General features: G+C 64.1%; 20 protein-coding genes. 13 read left to right on the top strand and 7 right to left on the bottom strand.

The features are described 5' to 3' along the window. Positions 1-129: 129 nt before the first annotated feature. Together hisC and ACT6VE_RS15195 are read right to left on the bottom strand one after the other, a co-directional pair. Positions 130-1,185, bottom strand: a complete 1,056-nt coding sequence (hisC, locus tag ACT6VE_RS15190; protein WP_444799402.1) for a histidinol-phosphate transaminase — start codon at positions 1,183-1,185, stop codon at positions 130-132. 4 nt (positions 1,186-1,189) lie between these two features. Then, positions 1,190-2,107 (bottom strand): polyprenyl synthetase family protein, encoded by a 918-nt coding sequence (locus ACT6VE_RS15195; RefSeq protein ID WP_444799403.1) that lies wholly within the window; start codon positions 2,105-2,107, stop codon positions 1,190-1,192. Positions 2,108-2,315: 208 nt separating this feature from the next. On the opposite strand from ACT6VE_RS15195, the gene mtgA reads away from it, so the two are divergent. From mtgA to ACT6VE_RS15215, 4 genes are all read left to right on the top strand, one after another. Further along, complete coding sequence (mtgA, locus tag ACT6VE_RS15200) at positions 2,316-2,999, top strand: monofunctional biosynthetic peptidoglycan transglycosylase (protein WP_150129983.1); 684 nt, start codon at positions 2,316-2,318, stop codon at positions 2,997-2,999. Positions 3,000-3,075: 76 nt separating this feature from the next. After that, positions 3,076-3,723 (top strand): glutathione S-transferase family protein, encoded by a 648-nt coding sequence (locus tag ACT6VE_RS15205; protein WP_444799404.1) that lies wholly within the window; start codon positions 3,076-3,078, stop codon positions 3,721-3,723. A 147-nt stretch (positions 3,724-3,870) separates the two neighbouring features. Further along, positions 3,871-4,056, top strand: coding sequence for a 50S ribosomal protein L32 (gene rpmF, locus ACT6VE_RS15210; RefSeq protein WP_069060722.1), 186 nt, complete (start codon positions 3,871-3,873; stop codon positions 4,054-4,056). A 166-nt stretch (positions 4,057-4,222) separates the two neighbouring features. Continuing rightward, positions 4,223-4,630 carry a hypothetical protein gene (locus tag ACT6VE_RS15215; protein ID WP_069060723.1) on the top strand — a complete coding sequence of 136 codons (408 nt, stop codon included), beginning with the start codon at positions 4,223-4,225 and terminating at the stop codon, positions 4,628-4,630. A 34-nt stretch (positions 4,631-4,664) separates the two neighbouring features. Here the strand turns inward: ACT6VE_RS15215 and phaR are convergent, their stop codons facing one another. Continuing rightward, the gene (gene phaR / locus ACT6VE_RS15220; protein ID WP_444799405.1) at positions 4,665-5,243 is read right to left on the bottom strand and encodes a polyhydroxyalkanoate synthesis repressor PhaR; all 579 of its coding nucleotides are present in this window, start codon (positions 5,241-5,243) and stop codon (positions 4,665-4,667) included. 291 nt (positions 5,244-5,534) lie between these two features. Here phaR and ACT6VE_RS15225 point away from each other — a divergent pair, with 291 nt between their 5' ends. From ACT6VE_RS15225 to ACT6VE_RS15245, 5 genes are all read left to right on the top strand, one after another. Further along, on the top strand, positions 5,535-6,716 hold the full coding sequence (locus tag ACT6VE_RS15225) for an acetyl-CoA C-acetyltransferase (protein WP_444799406.1): 1,182 nt from the start codon (positions 5,535-5,537) through the stop codon (positions 6,714-6,716). 86 nt (positions 6,717-6,802) lie between these two features. Then, the gene (locus ACT6VE_RS15230) at positions 6,803-7,528 is read left to right on the top strand and encodes a beta-ketoacyl-ACP reductase (RefSeq protein WP_444799407.1); all 726 of its coding nucleotides are present in this window, start codon (positions 6,803-6,805) and stop codon (positions 7,526-7,528) included. Positions 7,529-7,605: 77 nt separating this feature from the next. Beyond that, entirely contained in the window at positions 7,606-7,914 is a 309-nt protein-coding gene (locus ACT6VE_RS15235) for a 4a-hydroxytetrahydrobiopterin dehydratase (protein ID WP_444799408.1), read from the top strand. Between the two features lie 85 nt (positions 7,915-7,999). Beyond that, complete coding sequence (locus ACT6VE_RS15240) at positions 8,000-8,389, top strand: YkvA family protein (protein ID WP_069060728.1); 390 nt, start codon at positions 8,000-8,002, stop codon at positions 8,387-8,389. A gap of 341 nt (positions 8,390-8,730) precedes the next feature. Then, positions 8,731-9,234 carry an invasion associated locus B family protein gene (locus ACT6VE_RS15245; protein WP_444799409.1) on the top strand — a complete coding sequence of 168 codons (504 nt, stop codon included), beginning with the start codon at positions 8,731-8,733 and terminating at the stop codon, positions 9,232-9,234. 62 nt (positions 9,235-9,296) lie between these two features. Here ACT6VE_RS15245 and ACT6VE_RS15250 read toward each other — a convergent pair whose 3' ends face one another. Both ACT6VE_RS15250 and ACT6VE_RS15255 read right to left on the bottom strand, forming a co-directional pair. Then, a complete protein-coding gene (locus tag ACT6VE_RS15250) occupies positions 9,297-10,514 on the bottom strand; it encodes a multidrug effflux MFS transporter (RefSeq protein WP_444799410.1) in 1,218 nt (405 codons plus the stop codon). Then, positions 10,511-10,996, bottom strand: a complete 486-nt coding sequence (locus ACT6VE_RS15255; RefSeq protein WP_444799411.1) for a MarR family winged helix-turn-helix transcriptional regulator — start codon at positions 10,994-10,996, stop codon at positions 10,511-10,513. Before ACT6VE_RS15255 ends, ACT6VE_RS15250 begins: the two co-directional genes overlap by 4 nt. Positions 10,997-11,160: 164 nt before the next feature. Here ACT6VE_RS15255 and ACT6VE_RS15260 point away from each other — a divergent pair, with 164 nt between their 5' ends. Next, entirely contained in the window at positions 11,161-11,802 is a 642-nt protein-coding gene (locus ACT6VE_RS15260; RefSeq protein WP_069060732.1) for a LysE family translocator, read from the top strand. On the opposite strand, the gene ACT6VE_RS15265 is transcribed toward ACT6VE_RS15260, so the two are convergent. Further along, positions 11,799-13,190, bottom strand: a complete 1,392-nt coding sequence (locus ACT6VE_RS15265) for a sensor histidine kinase (RefSeq protein WP_444799412.1) — start codon at positions 13,188-13,190, stop codon at positions 11,799-11,801. The genes ACT6VE_RS15260 and ACT6VE_RS15265 overlap by 4 nt on opposite strands. Continuing rightward, positions 13,187-13,861, bottom strand: coding sequence for a response regulator (locus tag ACT6VE_RS15270; RefSeq protein WP_069060734.1), 675 nt, complete (start codon positions 13,859-13,861; stop codon positions 13,187-13,189). The genes ACT6VE_RS15265 and ACT6VE_RS15270 overlap by 4 nt, the downstream gene beginning before the upstream one ends. 79 nt (positions 13,862-13,940) lie before the next feature. Between ACT6VE_RS15270 and ACT6VE_RS15275 the strand changes: the two genes are divergently transcribed. The 3 genes from ACT6VE_RS15275 (at position 13,941) to ACT6VE_RS15285 (ending at position 16,668) form a co-directional block, all read left to right on the top strand. After that, complete coding sequence (locus ACT6VE_RS15275; RefSeq protein ID WP_444799568.1) at positions 13,941-15,008, top strand: ABC transporter substrate-binding protein; 1,068 nt, start codon at positions 13,941-13,943, stop codon at positions 15,006-15,008. A gap of 230 nt (positions 15,009-15,238) precedes the next feature. Beyond that, a complete protein-coding gene (locus tag ACT6VE_RS15280; RefSeq protein ID WP_069060735.1) occupies positions 15,239-16,183 on the top strand; it encodes a Bug family tripartite tricarboxylate transporter substrate binding protein in 945 nt (314 codons plus the stop codon). After that, the gene (locus tag ACT6VE_RS15285) at positions 16,180-16,668 is read left to right on the top strand and encodes a tripartite tricarboxylate transporter TctB family protein (RefSeq protein ID WP_069060736.1); all 489 of its coding nucleotides are present in this window, start codon (positions 16,180-16,182) and stop codon (positions 16,666-16,668) included. The genes ACT6VE_RS15280 and ACT6VE_RS15285 overlap by 4 nt, the downstream gene beginning before the upstream one ends. The last annotated feature ends 7 nt before the right edge of the window (positions 16,669-16,675 follow it).

The raw sequence follows: 16,675 nt of genomic DNA on the forward strand, positions 1-16,675 counted from the left end.
GGGAGAAGGGGACGCGCGGCGGCGTGGTTGCTTAGCCGCCAACATCGAGAGGATGAAAGGGGTGCTGTTATTCCCTTCTCCCCGGCGGGGAGAAGGTCCCGGCAGGGGGATGAGGGGGCGTCTGAAACCTCAGACGATCTCTTCGACCGCCGCGATCAGCCGGTCGCATTCCTCCGGCGTGCCGATGGTGATGCGCAAAAAGTCCGAGATGCGAGGCTTGGCGAAATGGCGCACCAGCACGGCGCGGTCGCGCAGGCCCTTGGCGAGGGCTTCGCCGCTGTGGCCGGGGTGGCGGGCGAAGACGAAGTTGGCCTGCGAGGGCAGGACTTCGAAGCCGCGCTGGCGAAGCGCGCCGGTGACGCGTTCGCGTGTCTCGATGACCTTGCCCCGGGTCTCGTCGAACCAGGCGCGGTCGTCCACGGCGGCGGCAGCACCGGCCTGGGCGACACGGTCGAGCGGGTAGGAGTTGAAACTGTCCTTGACGCGCTCCAGCGCATCGATCAGCGGGCGCTGGCCGATGGCGTAGCCGACGCGCAGACCGGCCAGCGAACGGGATTTCGACAGCGTGTGCACGACAAGCAGGTTGTCGTATTTCCTGGTCAGCGGGATGGCGCTCTCGCCGCCGAAATCGATATAGGCCTCGTCGACCACGACCGGCTGGTCCGGGTGTTCCGCGACGAGCTTTTCGATCGTCGCGAGCGGCAGGCCGATGCCGGTGGGGGCGTTCGGGTTCGGCAGGATGATGGCGCCGGCGGGGCGGGCGTAGTCCGCCAGATCGATGGTGAAATCGTCCCTCAGCGGGATCTCCACCGCCTCGATGCCGAACAGGCGGCAATAGGTCGGGTAGAAGCTGTAGGTGATATCCGGATAGAGCAGCGGCTGCTCGTGGTTGAGAAGCGCCACGAAGGCGTGTGCCAGCACCTCGTCAGAGCCGTTGCCGACGAAGACCTCGTCCGCCTCCACACCGTAGAAGCGGGCGATCGACTGGCGCAGGGCCAGGGCCGACGGGTCCGGGTAGAGCTTCAGGCTGTCGGCGACGGCGGCCTGCATGGCGGCGATCGCCTTGGGCGACGGGCCGTAGGGGTTTTCGTTGGTGTTGAGCTTGGTGAGGTTTTGAATGCGCGGCTGTTCGCCCGCGACATAGGGCTTGAGCGTGGCGACGATCGGCGACCAGAATTTGCTCATGAGGTCAGTTCCTGCGATTGGCGATGAATTGGGCGGTTTCGACGAGAATCCCGGCCCGATGGCTGAACGGCGCAAGATGCGCCTCGGCCTCCTTCACAAGCTCCTGAAGACGGCTTTCCGCCCAGGCCTGGCCACGACGCGACACGAGCGTCGCCTTGCCGCGGTCGGCATCCTTGCCGGTCGCCTTGCCCATGGTCTCGGCATCGGCGGTCAGATCCAGCAGATCATCGGCGATCTGGAAGGCGAGGCCGACCGTTTCGCCGTAGCGGCGCAGCGTCGCCCGCTCGTCATCCGAGGCGCCTGCGATGATCGCTCCGGCCTCGCAGGCAAAGCGCAGGAGCGCGCCGGTCTTCATGGCCTGCAGCGTGACGATGCCGTCTTCGTCCGGCGCCTGTTTTTCCGCCGCAAGATCGAGCGCCTGGCCACCGGCCATGCCGCCAATGCCGGCGGCGCGGGCGAGCGCCAGCACAAGGGCCGTCTTGGTGGCGTCGGAAAGGCAGGTTTCGGGGGCGGCGACGATGTCGAAGGCAAGCGTCAGCAGGCTATCGCCGGCAAGGATGGCGGCTGCCTCGTCGAAAGCGATGTGCACGGTCGGCTGGCCGCGGCGCAGGTCGTCGTCGTCCATGGCCGGCAAGTCGTCATGCACGAGCGAATAACAGTGGATGCATTCGAGTGCGGCGCCGATGCGCAGCGCCGTCTCGCGCTCGACACCTGGAAAGAGGGCGGCGGATTCGATGACGAGGAAGGGGCGCAGGCGCTTGCCGCCGTTCAGCACGCCGTGGCGCATGGCAGCGAGAAGCCGTTCGGGGCGGGCGATTTCGTCCGCCTGCACGGTGCTCGACAGCAGCGTTGCGAGCAGCGCTTCCACCGCTTCGGCATTGCTCTTCAGGAGGGACTGGAATTCCTGGTAACGTTCGCTCATGGCCGCTCTTTGGCATGGGCTCCGGGCTTAGGCAACGGGAATGCCGGGACGGCGGCAAAGAATCGCGGGGCAGTGCTGGTTTTTGGCGAGCCGTGACGGTATGAAAGCGCAACGACGGAAGCACGGGCGCCGCCATTTGGACATCGTACCGGAAACACGGGCAGACACGGTCAATTCGGAGATAGATGCCGGTGGCAAGGATGGTTTGATGACCCGCCTTCGCCGGCACTGGCGACGCATTGTCCTTGCCGTGGCGGCTTTTATCGCACTGCCCTATGTGCTGATCCTGCTCTACACGATCGAGTTCGTCCGTCCGGTATCGACCCTCATGCTGAGTGATCTCGTGCTGCTGCGCGGCTACGACCGGCAATGGGTGGAGTTCGACGCGATTTCACCCAATCTCGTGCAGGCGGTGATGATGTCGGAGGACGGGCAGTTCTGTCGCCATGCCGGCGTCGACTGGGGCGAGATGCGGGCGGTGGTGAACGAGGCGCTGGCCGGCGAGCAGACGCGCGGTGCCAGCACCATCCCCATGCAGACCGCAAAAAACCTGTTCCTGTGGAACGGCCGCTCCTTCCTGCGCAAGGTGATGGAACTGCCGCTCGCCGTCGTTTCGGATTTCGTCTGGAGCAAGCGGCGGCTGATGGAGATCTACCTCAACATCGCCGAATGGGGGCCGGGCATCTACGGCGTCGAGGCGGCAGCGCAGCATCATTTCGGTGTCCCGGCCGCCAAACTCTCACGCCGGCAGGCGGCCCTTCTCGCCGTTTCGCTGCCCAATCCCTTCGAGCGCAATGCCGGCAAGCCGGGGCGTGGCCTGCAACGGCTGGCGCGGCTGATCGAGCGGCGGGCGAGCCGCTCCGGCGAATATATCAAATGCCTTTATGAGTGACGTCAGGGCTTTTGATTGGCGCATATCCGCCTGAGCCTCTAGGGTTTGCCGCATCTCCTGAAAACGCGGGTGCACCATGTCGGATCTCATCCTCTATCTCGGCAACAAGAACTATTCCTCCTGGTCGTTCCGGCCGTGGATCGCGCTGGAAGCGGCGGGCATCGCCTTCACCGACCATGTCATCCCTTTCGATTTCGCCGCCGGCAATCCCGAGTTCCTGAAGATATCGCCGACCGGCAGGGTGCCGGTGCTGCATCACGGCGCGGTGCGGGTGTGGGAATCGCTGGCGATTATCGAATATGTCGCCGAGCTTTTTCCCGAGGCCGGGCTCTGGCCAGAGGATCGCGCTGCGCGCGCCGAGGCGCGGTCGATCTCGATGGAAATGCTTTCGGGCTTTCAGGCATTGCGCAATGCCTGCCCGATGAACATCCGTCGCAAGCCGGGCGCAATCGACCTGCCCAGCGGCGTGATGGCCGACGTGGCGCGCATCGAGGCGATCTGGAAGCAAGCGCTTTCGAACTCGGGCGGGCCGTTCCTGTTCGGCGCGTTTTCGGCGGCGGACGCGATGTATGCGCCGGTCGTCAACCGGCTGGAGGCCTATTGCCTGACGACGGACGAAACCGTATTGGCTTATATCGCCCGCGTGAAGGCGAACCCGGCCTGGCAGAAATGGGAGGCGGCCTCGCGCGCCGAGCCCTGGATCGTGCCGGAAGACGAGGTCTAAGCTTTAGAATCGAAAAATTCGGGCCAGGGACTGGTCAAGCGGGGTTTTGCCATGTATAAGCCCGCCAAATTTCCGAAATAAAGACATGTCTTTTTCGGCCATTTGGTGGCCTGCGGATGTGTTTGCCCGATAAGTGGAGTTAGTGAAATGGCTGTACCAAAAAGAAAAACGAGCCCGTCCAAGCGCGGTATGCGCCGTTCCGCAGACGCTCTGAAGGGTTCGACCTACATCGAAGACAAGAACTCGGGCGAACTGCGCCGTCCGCACCACATTGACCTGAAGACCGGCATGTACCGCGGTCGCCAGGTTCTGACGCCGAAGGAAAGCGCATAATCTGCGTTTTCGGCATCAGCTGAGATCAGGGGCCGGCTCGACCGGCCCTTTTCTTTTGCGCCATTTTTGCCGGTCCCATCTGCACGACATTTTCTTGTGCCGAATCTTCGGCTAAGAGGGCCGGAAGGGCTGCTCGTGCGAGAGCGGCCAGAGGAGAGCGCCGTCCATGCTTTTTGCCATCCCGCTGCTGATCATCCCGTTCGCGCTCTACAATCTCGCCATGACCGGGCTGTTCGGTGACGGCGGCACTGCGGTGCTCGACAGCGAGGTGCTGGCGGTCAACATGCTGTCCGGCACGACCTGGACGATGGCCTTCGGCGACCTGCTCATCTTCATCGCGCTCGTGCTGCTCTTCGTGGAAATCCTGAAGGCCACGCGGCCGGGCTCGCGCGCGCTTTTCGATCACATGTTGTCGATGGTGCTGTTCGTGGCGTCTCTCGTCGAGTTCCTGCTGGTGCAGGGGGCGGCCACACAGATCTTCTTCATCCTGATGACGATCTGCTTCATCGACGTCATCGCGGGCTTTGCGGTCTCGATCCGCACGGCGGGCCGGGATCTCTCGATCGGGCTCTGACAAGGCGCGGGGAGGCCCCGCGCCGTTTCTGTTTTCAGCTCAGGTTGTCGAGCTTGGTCTGCAGCGCGCGCAGCTGTTCCTTCAGCTCGTCGAGATCCTTGGGCTCGGCCTTGCGGGTCTCCTTCGCGGGCGCGGCATTGGCGAAGGGGACGAACATCTTCATCGCCTGCTGGAACAGCTCCGTATTGCGCCGCGTCGTTTCCTCGATGAGTGCCATCGGCACCTGCAGGTTCTTGGCGAGCGGGGTATCGCCCAGCGCCTTGTTGATCTGCTCGCGCATCTGCACGTGCTGCTCGGTGAAGGCCTGCATGGAGTGTTCGAGATAGCTCGGCACCACCATCTGCATCTGATCGCCATAATAGGAAATCAGCTGGCGCAGGAAGGAAATCGGCAGAAGCGTGTTGCCGGTCTTGGATTCCTGCTCGAAGATGATCTGCGTCAGTACCGAATGGGTGATGTCGTCGCCCGATTTCGCGTCCTGCACGGTGAAGTCCTCGCCCTTCTTCACCATGACTGCGAGATCGTCGAGCGTCACATAGGTGCTCGTGCCCGTATTGTAGAGGCGGCGGTTGGCGTATTTCTTGATGACGATCTGACCGTCGTTCTTGGCCATTAGGGTCTCCTCATCCCCGTGTTCCTGTTTCTTTTTTGATGCTGGGGAGTATCCGCAAAAAGACGACGGCTGACAATCGAATTGTGCGATGCGGCGAGGAATGCTGCGCAACATGGAATTTCATGCTGCATGCCCGTTCGATGAAATTTTAGCGCTGCGGGATATCCCGTTTGACTCTCCCCCTCCGCTTTGCCAGTTTTGATTTGGGAGAACCGCCGGGCTCGCGCCGTTCGCGCATAGGGCCCGGTTCCAAGGCCGTCCGCAAGGCCGTCAGAACTGAGGAAGTACACCATGAGCACCCCATCCATCGTCATCGCCAGCGCCGCCCGCACCGCGGTCGGATCCTTCAACGGAGCCTTCGCCAATACGCCCGCCCACGAACTCGGGGCGACGGTCATTGCGGCGGTTCTGGAGCGCGCGGGCGTGGCAGCTGGCGAGGTGAACGAGGTGATCCTCGGCCAGGTGCTGCAGGCCGGCGAAGGCCAGAACCCCGCCCGCCAGGCCGCCATGAAGGCCGGCATTCCACAGGAAGCGACCGCCTGGTCCATGAACCAGCTCTGCGGTTCGGGTCTTCGCGCCGTAGCACTTGGCATGCAGCAGATCGCGACCGGCGATGCCGGCATCATCGTTGCCGGCGGCATGGAGTCCATGTCGATGGCGCCGCATTGCGCACATATGCGCGCCGGCGTGAAGATGGGCGACTTCAAGATGATCGACACGATGATCAAGGACGGTCTGACCGACGCCTTCTACGGCTACCACATGGGCATTACCGCGGAAAACGTCGCCAAGCAGTGGCAGCTTTCGCGCGACGAGCAGGACGCCTTCGCCGTCTCCTCGCAGAACAAGGCTGAGGCCGCCCAGAAGGACGGCCGCTTCAGGGACGAGATCGTTCCCTTCCTCGTCAAGACCCGCAAGGGCGACGTGTCGGTCGATGCTGACGAATATATCCGCCATGGCGCGACGCTCGATTCGATGGCCAAGCTGCGGCCGGCCTTCGACAAGGACGGCACGGTAACGGCGGCCAATGCCTCGGGCCTCAATGACGGTGCGGCCGCAGCGCTTCTGATGTCGGAAGCCGAAGCCTCGCGCCGCGGCATCCAGCCGCTTGCCCGCATCGTTTCCTGGGCGACCGCCGGTGTGGACCCGAAGATCATGGGCACCGGCCCTATCCCGGCATCGCGCAAGGCGCTCGAACGGGCCGGCTGGAAGATCGGCGATCTCGACCTCGTGGAAGCCAACGAAGCCTTCGCGGCGCAGGCCTGCGCGGTCAACAAGGACCTCGGCTGGGATCCGTCGATCGTCAACGTCAACGGTGGCGCGATTGCCATCGGCCACCCGATCGGCGCCTCCGGCGCTCGTATCCTCAACACGCTGCTGTTCGAGATGAAGCGCCGCGGCGCCTCGAAGGGCCTTGCCACGCTCTGCATCGGTGGCGGCATGGGCGTGGCGATGTGCGTCGAGAGCCTGTAAGCATCGACTGACATTCTGCTTTGCCAAGGCCTGCCGCCCGCAGGGCGTCAGGCGACTCAAAAAACAGTTTCAGGGGAGTGAGCCAGATGAGCAGGGTAGCATTGGTAACGGGCGGATCGCGCGGCATAGGCGCTGCCATTTCAGTGGCGCTGAAGGCCGCGGGATACAAGGTGGCTGCAAGCTATGCCGGCAATGACGATGCCGCCAATGCCTTCAAGGCAGAAACGGGCATCCCGGTCTACAAGTGGGACGTTTCGAGCTACGAGGCCTGCGTCGAGGGCATCGGCAGGGTGGAGGCCGATCTCGGCCCGGTGGACATTCTCGTCAACAATGCGGGCATCACCAAGGACGCGATGTTCCACAAGATGACGCCTGACCAGTGGGGCGCGGTCATCAACACCAACCTGACCGGCCTGTTCAACATGACCCATCCGATCTGGACCGGCATGCGCGACCGCAGTTTTGGCCGCGTCATCAACATCTCGTCGATCAACGGCCAGAAGGGCCAGATGGGCCAGGTGAACTATTCCTCCGCCAAGGCCGGCGACCTCGGCTTCACAAAGGCGCTCGCCCAGGAGGGGGCCGCCAAGGGCATTACGGTGAACGCCATCTGCCCGGGTTACATCGGCACGGAAATGGTGCGTGCCATTCCGGAAAAGGTGCTGAACGAGCGGATCATCCCGCAGATCCCCGTCGGTCGCCTCGGCGAGCCGGAAGAAATCGCCCGCGTCGTCGTCTTCCTCGCGTCCGACGATGCCGGTTTCATCACGGGCTCGACCATATCGGCGAATGGCGGTCAGTTCTTCGTCTGAGACCATTTTGATAAAATGGAACACGGCGCCTTCGGGCGCCGTTTTCATGTGGTACAGTGTGCAAGACGGAGAAGGCCATGAAACAGGAACGATTGAGCGAAGAGGCGATTGCCGAGGCACTGGCGGGACTGGACGGCTGGAGCCGTTCGGATGACGGCATCGCCATCGAGAAGCGGTTCAAATTCAAGACGTTTCGCGAGGCCTTCGGCTTCATGACCGAAGGCGCGCTTGCGGCAGAAAAATTCAACCATCATCCGGAATGGTTCAACGTCTACAATCGTGTTGATGTGCGACTGACCAACCACGATGCGGGCGGGCTGACCGAGCTGGACGTCAAGCTGGCGACCGCCATGGACAAGGCGGCAGCACTGCGCACGAACAGTTGAAGGTGCGTGAACGCATTCCCATATGAATCTCGCCGGAAAATTTAGGACGCTGTCGTCCGGCTTTGCCACCTGAAGGAGGCCCTGCATGGATGATGTGAAAATCGGCGAGATCCTTCTGCCGGGAGACGAGGACGAACAGGACCGTCAGAAGAGCCGCGTGAAGAGGCGGTTCTGGCCGGTTCTGAAGCGCGCAATGCGGCAGGTTCCCTTCTCCCGCGATCTCGTTGCCGCCTACTATTGCGCGCTCGATTCCCGCACGCCGGCCAGGGTTCGAGGCATCCTTCTGGCGGCACTTGCCTATTTCGTGCTGCCGCTCGACGGCATTCCCGATTTCTTCGCGCTTGTCGGCTTTTCCGACGATATTGCCGTGCTGACGGCGGCCTTCGCGGCGATCCGCGGGCACATCCGCCCCGACCACTATGTGGCCGCAGACAAGGCCATGGCGGACGAGCCGGACATGCAGGCCGCCGGTTAAACGGCTGCCCTGGATGGCATCTGCCGGTTGTTTGCGCGAAGCGCGGTCGCGCCAGTCAAATTCTTGCCCTATTCCTTGTGCCATTAGGGGTTTCGACGGGTTTCTATCTCACCATATGGGGATCGGGGACGCCCGCCTTTTTTGCAAAGGCAGCGGCGGGTTTTCGACGCAAACTGTCCCGGTGCAGTGCGGAAACTCCAGGTAAAATGCGTGTCTGTTGACGGTTTGGTAACCTGAATTAAGTCAAAATGAACCAAATCGTCATCATGCATGGCTTAAACCGGCATCGGGGGCGCCGCCTTCGGTCGGTACACAACAGGCAAGACAACCGGCAGGAAAACATGTTCGTAAGAAAGCTCGCAACCGCACTCGCCCTTGTCGTCGCGACCGCAGGCGTTGCCTCGGCCCAGACGCCGACGCGCATTCAGCAGTTCAATGCCTGGGGCGCCTATTCCTATCAGGCGAACGGCGGCAAGGTCTGCTACGTGCTCTCCGTGCCGAAGGACAAGAACCCGCCCGGCGTCGACCACGGCGATGTGTTCTTCCTCGTCTCGCAGCGCCCCGGCCAGAACATCAGCTACGAGCCGCAGGCGATGATGGGCTATCCGTTGCAGGAAAACTCCAAGGTCAACGTCGTCATCGACGGCCGTAGCTTCGCAATGTTCACCAAGGGCAATTCGGCCTGGGTGGAGAACGCTGCCGAAGAACCGGCGCTCGTCGCGGCCATGCGGAACGGCAAGGACATGCAGGTTCAGGCCAAATCGCGCCGCGGCACGGGCACGTCCTATTCCTACTCGCTTTCCGGCATCTCGGCGGCGCTGAAGCAGATCGAAGGTTGCCGCTAACAGCGTCTTGAATTTTGCAGAAAAAGGCCGGCGTCACGCCGGCCTTTTGTGTTTCGGGAAGGTTATTCCGCCGGTTCCGTCAGGAGCTGCGCATCTCGCGCGCAGATCGTGCGATACCAGGCATAGGAGAGGATCGCCATCAGGCCCATCGCGGGAATGATCGTGCCGAAAGCGAAGAGCGGGAGGCCGATGGCGGCGGCGATGAGGCCGGCGATGAAGCCGGAACCCATCTGGATGAACCCCATCGCGGCCGAGGTCGAGCCCGCGATATGCGGGAAGGGTTCCATGGCGGCCGTCATCATATAGGGCATCACGAAGGCGATACCGAAGGCATAGATGCCGACCGGCCCCATGACACTCAGGAATGTCGGCTCCATGAGGTGCGAGGTGGCGGCGATCAGGATGCTGGCGATGCCGATGAAGCAGAGGCCTGGGAAGACGATGCGGGCCGGCGGCATTTTGCGCATCAGGAAACGCACGACGACGGTTCCGGCAAAGAAGAAACCCGATTGCATGAGCATGCCGACGCCGAACTGGGTGGGCGTCAGGCCGACCCTGTCGATCAACACGAAGGGCAGCATGGTGGCCTGGCCGTAGAGCGCGCCGACGGCACCCGCCATGACGAGCGTGGCGGAGACGAAGCGGCTGCTGGTCGCGAGTTCGCGATAACCGCGCAGGATCGGGCCGATATGGCCCTTGGCCGGGTCCGGCGTCGTCGTCTCGGTCATGCAGAAATAGACCGCGCCGCAGGCGGTCAGCGCGAAGCCGACCATCAGGAAGAAGATCGACTGCCAGCCGAACAAGCCGAGCGCCAAACCGCCAAGGGTGGGCGAGACGGCCGGGCCGATGGCGAGCATCATGCCCACCATGTTCATGATGCGGGCGGCCTCGGTGCCGGTGAACTGGTCGCGCACGATGGCGCGCGACACCGTCATGCCGACGGAGGCACCGATGCCCTGGACGAGGCGGCCCGCGAGCAGCACCTCGATCGTTGGCGCGAAGGCCGCCATCAGGCTGCCGGCAAGGTAGACGGCCATGAAGATCAGCGTCGTCTTGCGCCGCCCAAGCACGTCCGACATGGTGCCGGACACCAGCTGCGACAGGGCGAAGCCGGCAAAATAGAGCGACAGCGTCAGCTTGATCGCCGATTCCGTCGAGGCAAAGGCATGCACCAGTTCCGGCATGGCCGGCGTGTAGAGCGCCATGGAGACGGGGCCGAGCGCCACGAGAAAGGCGCTGATGATGCTGGTCCGGCGTTCGCTCATGCGCGGCGCCGTCATCGAATACCTTCCTTGACGAAGGCGAGCGCAGAACTGTCTTCCTCGAGTGCCACGAGATTGGCGCGCAGCTGCTTCAGCTGGCCGCGCATCACGTCGATATCAGCCGTGCCGATGCCGCTCGTCACATGCTGCATCAGCTCGATCTGCTCGTCGCGGATGCTGGCGATGAGGCCGCCGGCCGCCGGCGTCGTGAAGATCAGCTTGGCGCGGCGATCGACCGGATCGGCGCGGCGCTCGATGAAGCCGAGGCTCTGGAGGCGATCGAGATAGGTGGAAAGCGTCATCGGTTCGATGCCCATGCGCTGGGCAATGTCGAGCTGCCGGCTGCCTTCCAGCGTGGCGATGCGCACCAGCGTGCGGGCCTCGCCCGGCGTCAGGCCGAGACCGGCGGTGGCGATGCGGCGCTCGAAAGCGCTACGCAGCATGCGGGCAACGTCGATGAGGACGAAACCGAGGGCGTCGGGATCGGGGCGAGGGGACATGATCACTTTCTGGCTTATTATAAGTTCAACTTACTATACCGGGCCGAAATGAACAACGGCCAAGCCAGCGCTGCAACGCATGGCTGCCTTGCGAAACGACAAATGCGCCCTTGACGAACGCCTTCGCAGGCGCTGGAATACCCTGAGATTCCAGAGGATTCCCGATGACCGGTTCGATGCTATTCGGCGCCTTCATGGCTGCCCTGCTTTATGTGCTCATTCCCGGGCCGGCTTTCCTCGCCCTTCTCGGCATCGGTGCCGGGCAGGGGCGCAAGGCGGGCGCGTTGTTCATGGGCGGACATCTTGCCGGCGACCTGCTCTGGTCGAGCCTGGCGCTCGTCGCGATCGTCGGGGCCAAGACGATCGGCACCACGGTCTTCGACGTGCTCGGACTGCTTTGTGGTTTCTATCTCGCCTGGATCGGCTGGTCGGCGCTCAGGGCAAAACCGCGCGCGGATGGTGGCGCGGTAATGACGGTCGACCGGCCGTTGCGCCGCGGGCTGATCTTCGGCCTCACCAACCCGAAAGGCTACCCGGTGGCTCTGGCGACCTTCACGGCGCTGCTTGCCGGTTCCTCGAACGCGCTTGATTTCGATGCGCTGCCGGCGCTGCTCGGCGTCTCGTTCTTCGGCTTCCTGATGGCGGATATCATCCTGGTCGCCATCATCGGCGCCGGCCTGGTGCGCCGCTTCTACCGGCGTCACGAACTGGCGATCGTGCGCCTGTCCGGCCTGCTCTTCATGGGCTTTGCCGTGCAGGCCGTCTGGCATGCGGCGCCCGGTCTTTTGGGCTGGCGCAAACCCTAGACTGCGACGGCGGGGAAGCGGATCGTCACGCGCAGGCCTTTGTCGTCCGCGCCGCTCTCCAGCACCATCGTCGCATCGAACAGGGCGGCGATTTCCTCGACGATCGGCAGGCCCAGCCCCATACCCGGCGCAGTGTTGTGGTCGCCGCGGGAAAAACGCTGGCGCACGAGGCTGCGGCGCTCCGGGGGAATACCGGGCCCGTTGTCCTCGACGATGAGGAGTACGGCATCGGCCGCCTCGCGCACACAGACCGTCACCTCCGCATCGGGGCCGGCATAGGCGATGGCGTTTTCCACGAGGTTGCGCAGAAGCTCACCGAAGAGCAGCGGTTCGGCGCGGGCAAGTGCGGGGCCATCGCCTTCATAGCCGAGATCGATACCGGCTTCGGCGGCCGATGGCACACGGTCAGCCGTGAGCTGCTGGGCAAGCGCGGCGATATCGATCGGGGCCGGTTTCTTCGGTTCGTTGGAGCCGGCGGCGTCGATCTTGGCCATCAGCAGGAGCTGGGCGAGGATGCGCTCGGCATGTGCCACCGCCGCATCCCCCTTGCGGGCGGCCTCCTGCGCTTCCTCCAGCGTGCCGGCGCGGCTGGCGAGCGCCAGCTGGGTGCGGATGATGGCGAGCGGCGTGCGCAACTGGTGGCTGGCATTGCCGGAAAAATGGCGCAGCGCATCGAGCGCCGATTGCAGGCGCACCATGAAGGAGTTGACCGTCTCGACCACGCCCTGCACCTCGCTCGGCACACGCTGCTCGATCGGGTGCAGGTCGTTCGGGCTGCGTTCGGCGATGGCGTCGCTGAGCCGATAGAGCGGGCGCAGCGACACGGTGACGGCGATCCCGACGATGGTGGCGGCACCGGCGATCATCATGGCAAGGCGCAGCGCCGAGCGCAGCAGGATGGCCTGGGCCAATTGCCGGCGGGCGATGGTGGTTTCGGCGACGGTGACGGCGAAGGGCACGGAGTTGATGCCGGTCGAGGCCGAGCGTTGCAGCACGGCGATGCGGATCGGCTCGCCGCGGAAGGTCGCATCCTGGAAGCCGATCGGCTGGCCCTGCATGTCGTCGATGGTCGGCAGCGTCTGGTAGCCGGTGATGAACTGGCCCGGCGGGCCGTCGACCCGGTAGAAGACGCGGTCCTGCGCGGCCGAGGTCAGCATTTCCAGCGCGACATAGGGGATGTCGACTTCGAGGCTGCCGTTTTCCGCCACCACGACGCGTTCGGCAATAGCGAGCGCCGAGCCGGCGAGCACCCGGTCGGAGACGGCGTTCGCCGTCTTCACGGCCTCCCAGTAGGTGTCGACGAGAGCGACGATGCCGATCACCGCCGTCGAGACGAGCAGCCAGAGCAGCAGGCGCCGACGAAGCGAGGAGGCGGGAGAGAGGGTCAAGCGGCGGGCGCCTTGTCGAGATAGTAGCCGATGCCGCGTGCGGTGCGCACGGTCAGGCCGTGCGGGGCCAGCCGTTTGCGGAGCCGGCTGACATATTGTTCGATGGCATTGGCGGAGAGATCGTCATCGAAGGCGGCGAGCGATTGCATGATCGCCTCCTTGGCGACGACCTTGCCGGCCCGCATGAAGAGGATTTCGAGCAGGCCGACTTCGCGGGCCGGAATGTCGAGCGGCGCACCCTCGGCCGAGAAGGTGCGCGAATTGAGATCGAGCGCGACGCCGCCGAAGGTGATGGCCGAGGAGCGCAGGCCCGCCTGGCGGCGCAGCAGCATGCGCACGCGCGCCTCGAATTCAGAAATGTCGAAGGGTTTGATCATGTAGTCGTCGGCGCCGAGATCGAGGCCGCGCACCCGCTCCTCCGGGGCACCGCGCGCCGTCAAAATCAGCACGGAGGCCTTGTCCTTGCGGGCGCGCATGGCGCGCAGCACGTCGAGGCCGTCCATTTCCGGCAGCGTCAGGTCGAGAATGACGAGGTCGAAATTTTCCGACGCGATGGCGGCATCGGCAGACGCGCCGTCGCGCACCACGTCCACGGCATGGCCGGTGCCCTTGAGGATGGCGGACAGGCCGTCCGCCAGGGCATCATTGTCTTCGACCAGTAGAATGCGCACGTCGTTTCGTCCTCCTTGCGGAACTCTAACGGTGGCGCGTGCACTTGTGAACGGCCTCGCGCTTTGGCAAGGTCGCGCCATGCGTCTTGTCCTCATCCTTCTTGCCCTACTTGCGGTGCCCCTTCCGGCTTTTGCGGAGCCGACCTTCTTGCCGGCGCGCGACGGCAATGCGCAGGCGCCGGTGCTGGTCGTCTATTCCTCGCTCGACGAGCCGCTCGCCCGGCCGATGATCAGGGGCTTCCAGGAGGCCAATCCCGATGTCGCCGTGCGCTATGACGAAATGCTGACCGGAGAAGTGCACGACCGCATCGTGCGCGAGACGGATGCCGGCGAGAAGACGGCGGATTTTGCCTTCTCTTCGGCTATGGACCTGCAGGTCAAGCTCAGCAATGACGGTTATGCCCAGCGCAGCGACCTGCCGATGAGCGAGCGCTGGCCGCAATGGGCGAACTGGCGCAACACGGCCTATGCGCTGACCTTCGAGCCGGCCGTCTTCGTCTATCACAAGCCGAGCTTCAAGGATGAAAAGCCGCCGGCCTCGCGCGCCGAGTTCGTCGAATACCTGAAACGGCAGGGCGAGAAGGTCTATGGCCGCATCGGCACCTACGACATCGAGCGTTCGGGCGTCGGCTTCCTGTTCATGGCGCGCGACCAGGAGCAGTTCGGCGATATCTGGACGGTGATCCAGGCGATGGGCGCGGCGGGGGTAAAACTCTATTCGACGAGTTCGGCCATCCTCGAGCGGGTCGCCGACGGGCGCTTCGTGCTCGGCTACAACATTCTCGGCTCCTATGCGGCGGACTGGGCCTCGCGTCACCCGGATGTCGGCATCGTCCTGCCGAAGGACTACACCGTCGTCATGTCGCGCATCGGCCTGGTACCGCAGGCGGCGGCCTCCCCGGAACTCGGGCGGCGTTACCTCGCCTTCTTCATGTCGAAGGAGGGCCAGACCATCATGGCGCGCGAATTGCAGATCGCCGCCGTCAGCCCGGAGGTCTCCGGCTCGAACACGGCGCGCACCATGAGTGCGCTGCTCGGCGCGCAGCTGAAGCCGGTGCCGGTGAGCCCGGGCCTCATGGTCTATCTCGACCAGGTGAAGCGCGCGCGGCTGATTGCACGCTGGAACGAGGTTCTGCGCACGCAATAGCGCGCTCATGCTCGACGAGCGGATAGAGAGCCTGTCCATGTCAGGTAGATGTCAGCTTCTTGTGTTGGTTTAGGGGTCTTCAACGTCCGTGGAGGCGGACGGAAGACCGGGAGGAGACTTCAGCCAAAATTGCGCCCGCGAACCGACGTTCGCGTTGCCGTGGCCGATCCGTTCCTCCCTCCATAATCAACGATGCGCGAAACAAGCCGCGCCTGACGGAGGACACACTCTTGAAACATTTCTTCCTGGCATCCCTGATTGCCGGCGCCATGGCGCTTCCGGCCTTTGCCGCCGACTATTCGATCATCGCACCGGCAGGCCCGGGCGGCGGCTGGGACCAGACGGCCCGCTCGCTGCAGACGGTTCTGCAGGATGAGAAGATTTCCGGCAGCGTCCAGGTGGTGAACGTTCCCGGCGCCGGCGGCACGATCGGCCTAGCCCAGTTCGCCAGCCAGAATTCCGGCAATCCGAACGCGCTCATCGTCGGCGGCTACGTCATGGTCGGCGCAATCCTCACCAACCAGTCGCCGGTGACCCTCAAGGACGTCACGCCGATCGCCCGCCTGACCGGCGAGTACGAAGCGATCGTCGTTCCGGCCGCGTCGCCGATCCAGAACATGGACGATCTCGTCAAGGCGCTGAAGGCCGATCCGGGTGCCGTTTCATGGGCTGGCGGTTCGGCCGGCGGCACGGACCACATCGCAGTCGGCCTGATCGCCAAGGCAGCCGGTGTCGACCCGACCAAGATCAACTACATCGCCTATTCCGGCGGTGGTGAAGCACTTGCCGCGATCCTCGGCAACCAGGTGACGGCCGGCATTTCCGGCTACGGCGAGTTCGAAGCCCAGGTCAAGGCCGGCACGCTGCGCCTGATCGCCATCTCCAGCGCCGAGCGTGTCGAAGGCATCGACGCCCCGACCATCAAGGAAGGCGGCCTCGACGTCGTCGTTGAAAACTGGCGCATGGTTGCCGCAGCCCCCGGCCTTTCGGCCGAGCAGGTGGCCGCGGTCAATGCCGATATCGAGAAGGTTGTGAACTCCGACGCTTGGAAGGGCATCCTGAAGACCAAGGGCTGGCAGAACACCTATCTCGCCGGTGACGCCTTCAACGCCCAGCTCGACAAGGACATTGCTTCGACCGCAAGCATCCTCAAGGACATCGGGCTCGTCAAATGAGCGAGGTCCAGTCCTCCAACGAAAAGCGCCGCCCTGACAGGGCGGCGCTGGTCATTGCACCGGTCCTCTTCATCATCGCTGCCGTGATCTGGTGGGATGCCGGCCGCCTTGCGGAGATGAGCAACTATTCGCGCATCGGCCCCGCCACCGTGCCGCATGTCGTCGCCATCGGTCTGGCGCTGCTCGCCATCTGGACGGCGTTTGAAGCCTGGCGCGGCGATTTTCCCGAGCGCGAACCGATCGAGGTCCAGCCGGTGGTCTTCATCGTCGCGGGCCTTGCCGGGCAGATGCTCCTGCTCAAGACCGCCGGCTTCTCCATTGCGACGGGCGTGCTGTTCGCGCTGACGGCCTTCGGCTTCGGCCGGCGCAAGCTGTGGATCTCGTTGCCGATCGGCATCGCGTTCAGCTTCGTCGTCTTCATCATCTTCGGCCGCTTCCTGCAGCTCTCGCTGCCTGCCGGGCCGCTCGAGCACCTGTTCTTCTGAGGGCCTG

This window comes from Shinella sp. (genome assembly GCF_052438155.1).
GTDB lineage: Bacteria > Pseudomonadota > Alphaproteobacteria > Rhizobiales > Rhizobiaceae > Shinella.

What these genes read in the sequence shown, in the direction of transcription:
- ACT6VE_RS15275 (WP_444799568.1), top strand. Translation starts at nt 13,941, where the DNA reads ATGCGTCTTGTCCTCATCCTTCTTGCCCTACTTGCGGTGCCCCTTCCG.
- ACT6VE_RS15215 (WP_069060723.1), top strand. Translation starts at nt 4,223, where the DNA reads ATGCTTTTTGCCATCCCGCTGCTGATCATCCCGTTCGCGCTCTACAAT.
- ACT6VE_RS15225 (WP_444799406.1), top strand. Translation starts at nt 5,535, where the DNA reads ATGAGCACCCCATCCATCGTCATCGCCAGCGCCGCCCGCACCGCGGTC.
- mtgA (WP_150129983.1), top strand. Translation starts at nt 2,316, where the DNA reads ATGACCCGCCTTCGCCGGCACTGGCGACGCATTGTCCTTGCCGTGGCG.
- ACT6VE_RS15285 (WP_069060736.1), top strand. Translation starts at nt 16,180, where the DNA reads ATGAGCGAGGTCCAGTCCTCCAACGAAAAGCGCCGCCCTGACAGGGCG.
- ACT6VE_RS15240 (WP_069060728.1), top strand. Translation starts at nt 8,000, where the DNA reads ATGGATGATGTGAAAATCGGCGAGATCCTTCTGCCGGGAGACGAGGAC.
- ACT6VE_RS15260 (WP_069060732.1), top strand. Translation starts at nt 11,161, where the DNA reads ATGACCGGTTCGATGCTATTCGGCGCCTTCATGGCTGCCCTGCTTTAT.
- phaR (WP_444799405.1), bottom strand. Translation starts at nt 5,243, where the DNA reads ATGGCCAAGAACGACGGTCAGATCGTCATCAAGAAATACGCCAACCGC.
- ACT6VE_RS15245 (WP_444799409.1), top strand. Translation starts at nt 8,731, where the DNA reads ATGTTCGTAAGAAAGCTCGCAACCGCACTCGCCCTTGTCGTCGCGACC.
- ACT6VE_RS15205 (WP_444799404.1), top strand. Translation starts at nt 3,076, where the DNA reads ATGTCGGATCTCATCCTCTATCTCGGCAACAAGAACTATTCCTCCTGG.
- ACT6VE_RS15235 (WP_444799408.1), top strand. Translation starts at nt 7,606, where the DNA reads ATGAAACAGGAACGATTGAGCGAAGAGGCGATTGCCGAGGCACTGGCG.
- rpmF (WP_069060722.1), top strand. Translation starts at nt 3,871, where the DNA reads ATGGCTGTACCAAAAAGAAAAACGAGCCCGTCCAAGCGCGGTATGCGC.
- ACT6VE_RS15230 (WP_444799407.1), top strand. Translation starts at nt 6,803, where the DNA reads ATGAGCAGGGTAGCATTGGTAACGGGCGGATCGCGCGGCATAGGCGCT.
- ACT6VE_RS15250 (WP_444799410.1), bottom strand. Translation starts at nt 10,514, where the DNA reads ATGACGGCGCCGCGCATGAGCGAACGCCGGACCAGCATCATCAGCGCC.
- hisC (WP_444799402.1), bottom strand. Translation starts at nt 1,185, where the DNA reads ATGAGCAAATTCTGGTCGCCGATCGTCGCCACGCTCAAGCCCTATGTC.
- ACT6VE_RS15255 (WP_444799411.1), bottom strand. Translation starts at nt 10,996, where the DNA reads ATGTCCCCTCGCCCCGATCCCGACGCCCTCGGTTTCGTCCTCATCGAC.
- ACT6VE_RS15195 (WP_444799403.1), bottom strand. Translation starts at nt 2,107, where the DNA reads ATGAGCGAACGTTACCAGGAATTCCAGTCCCTCCTGAAGAGCAATGCC.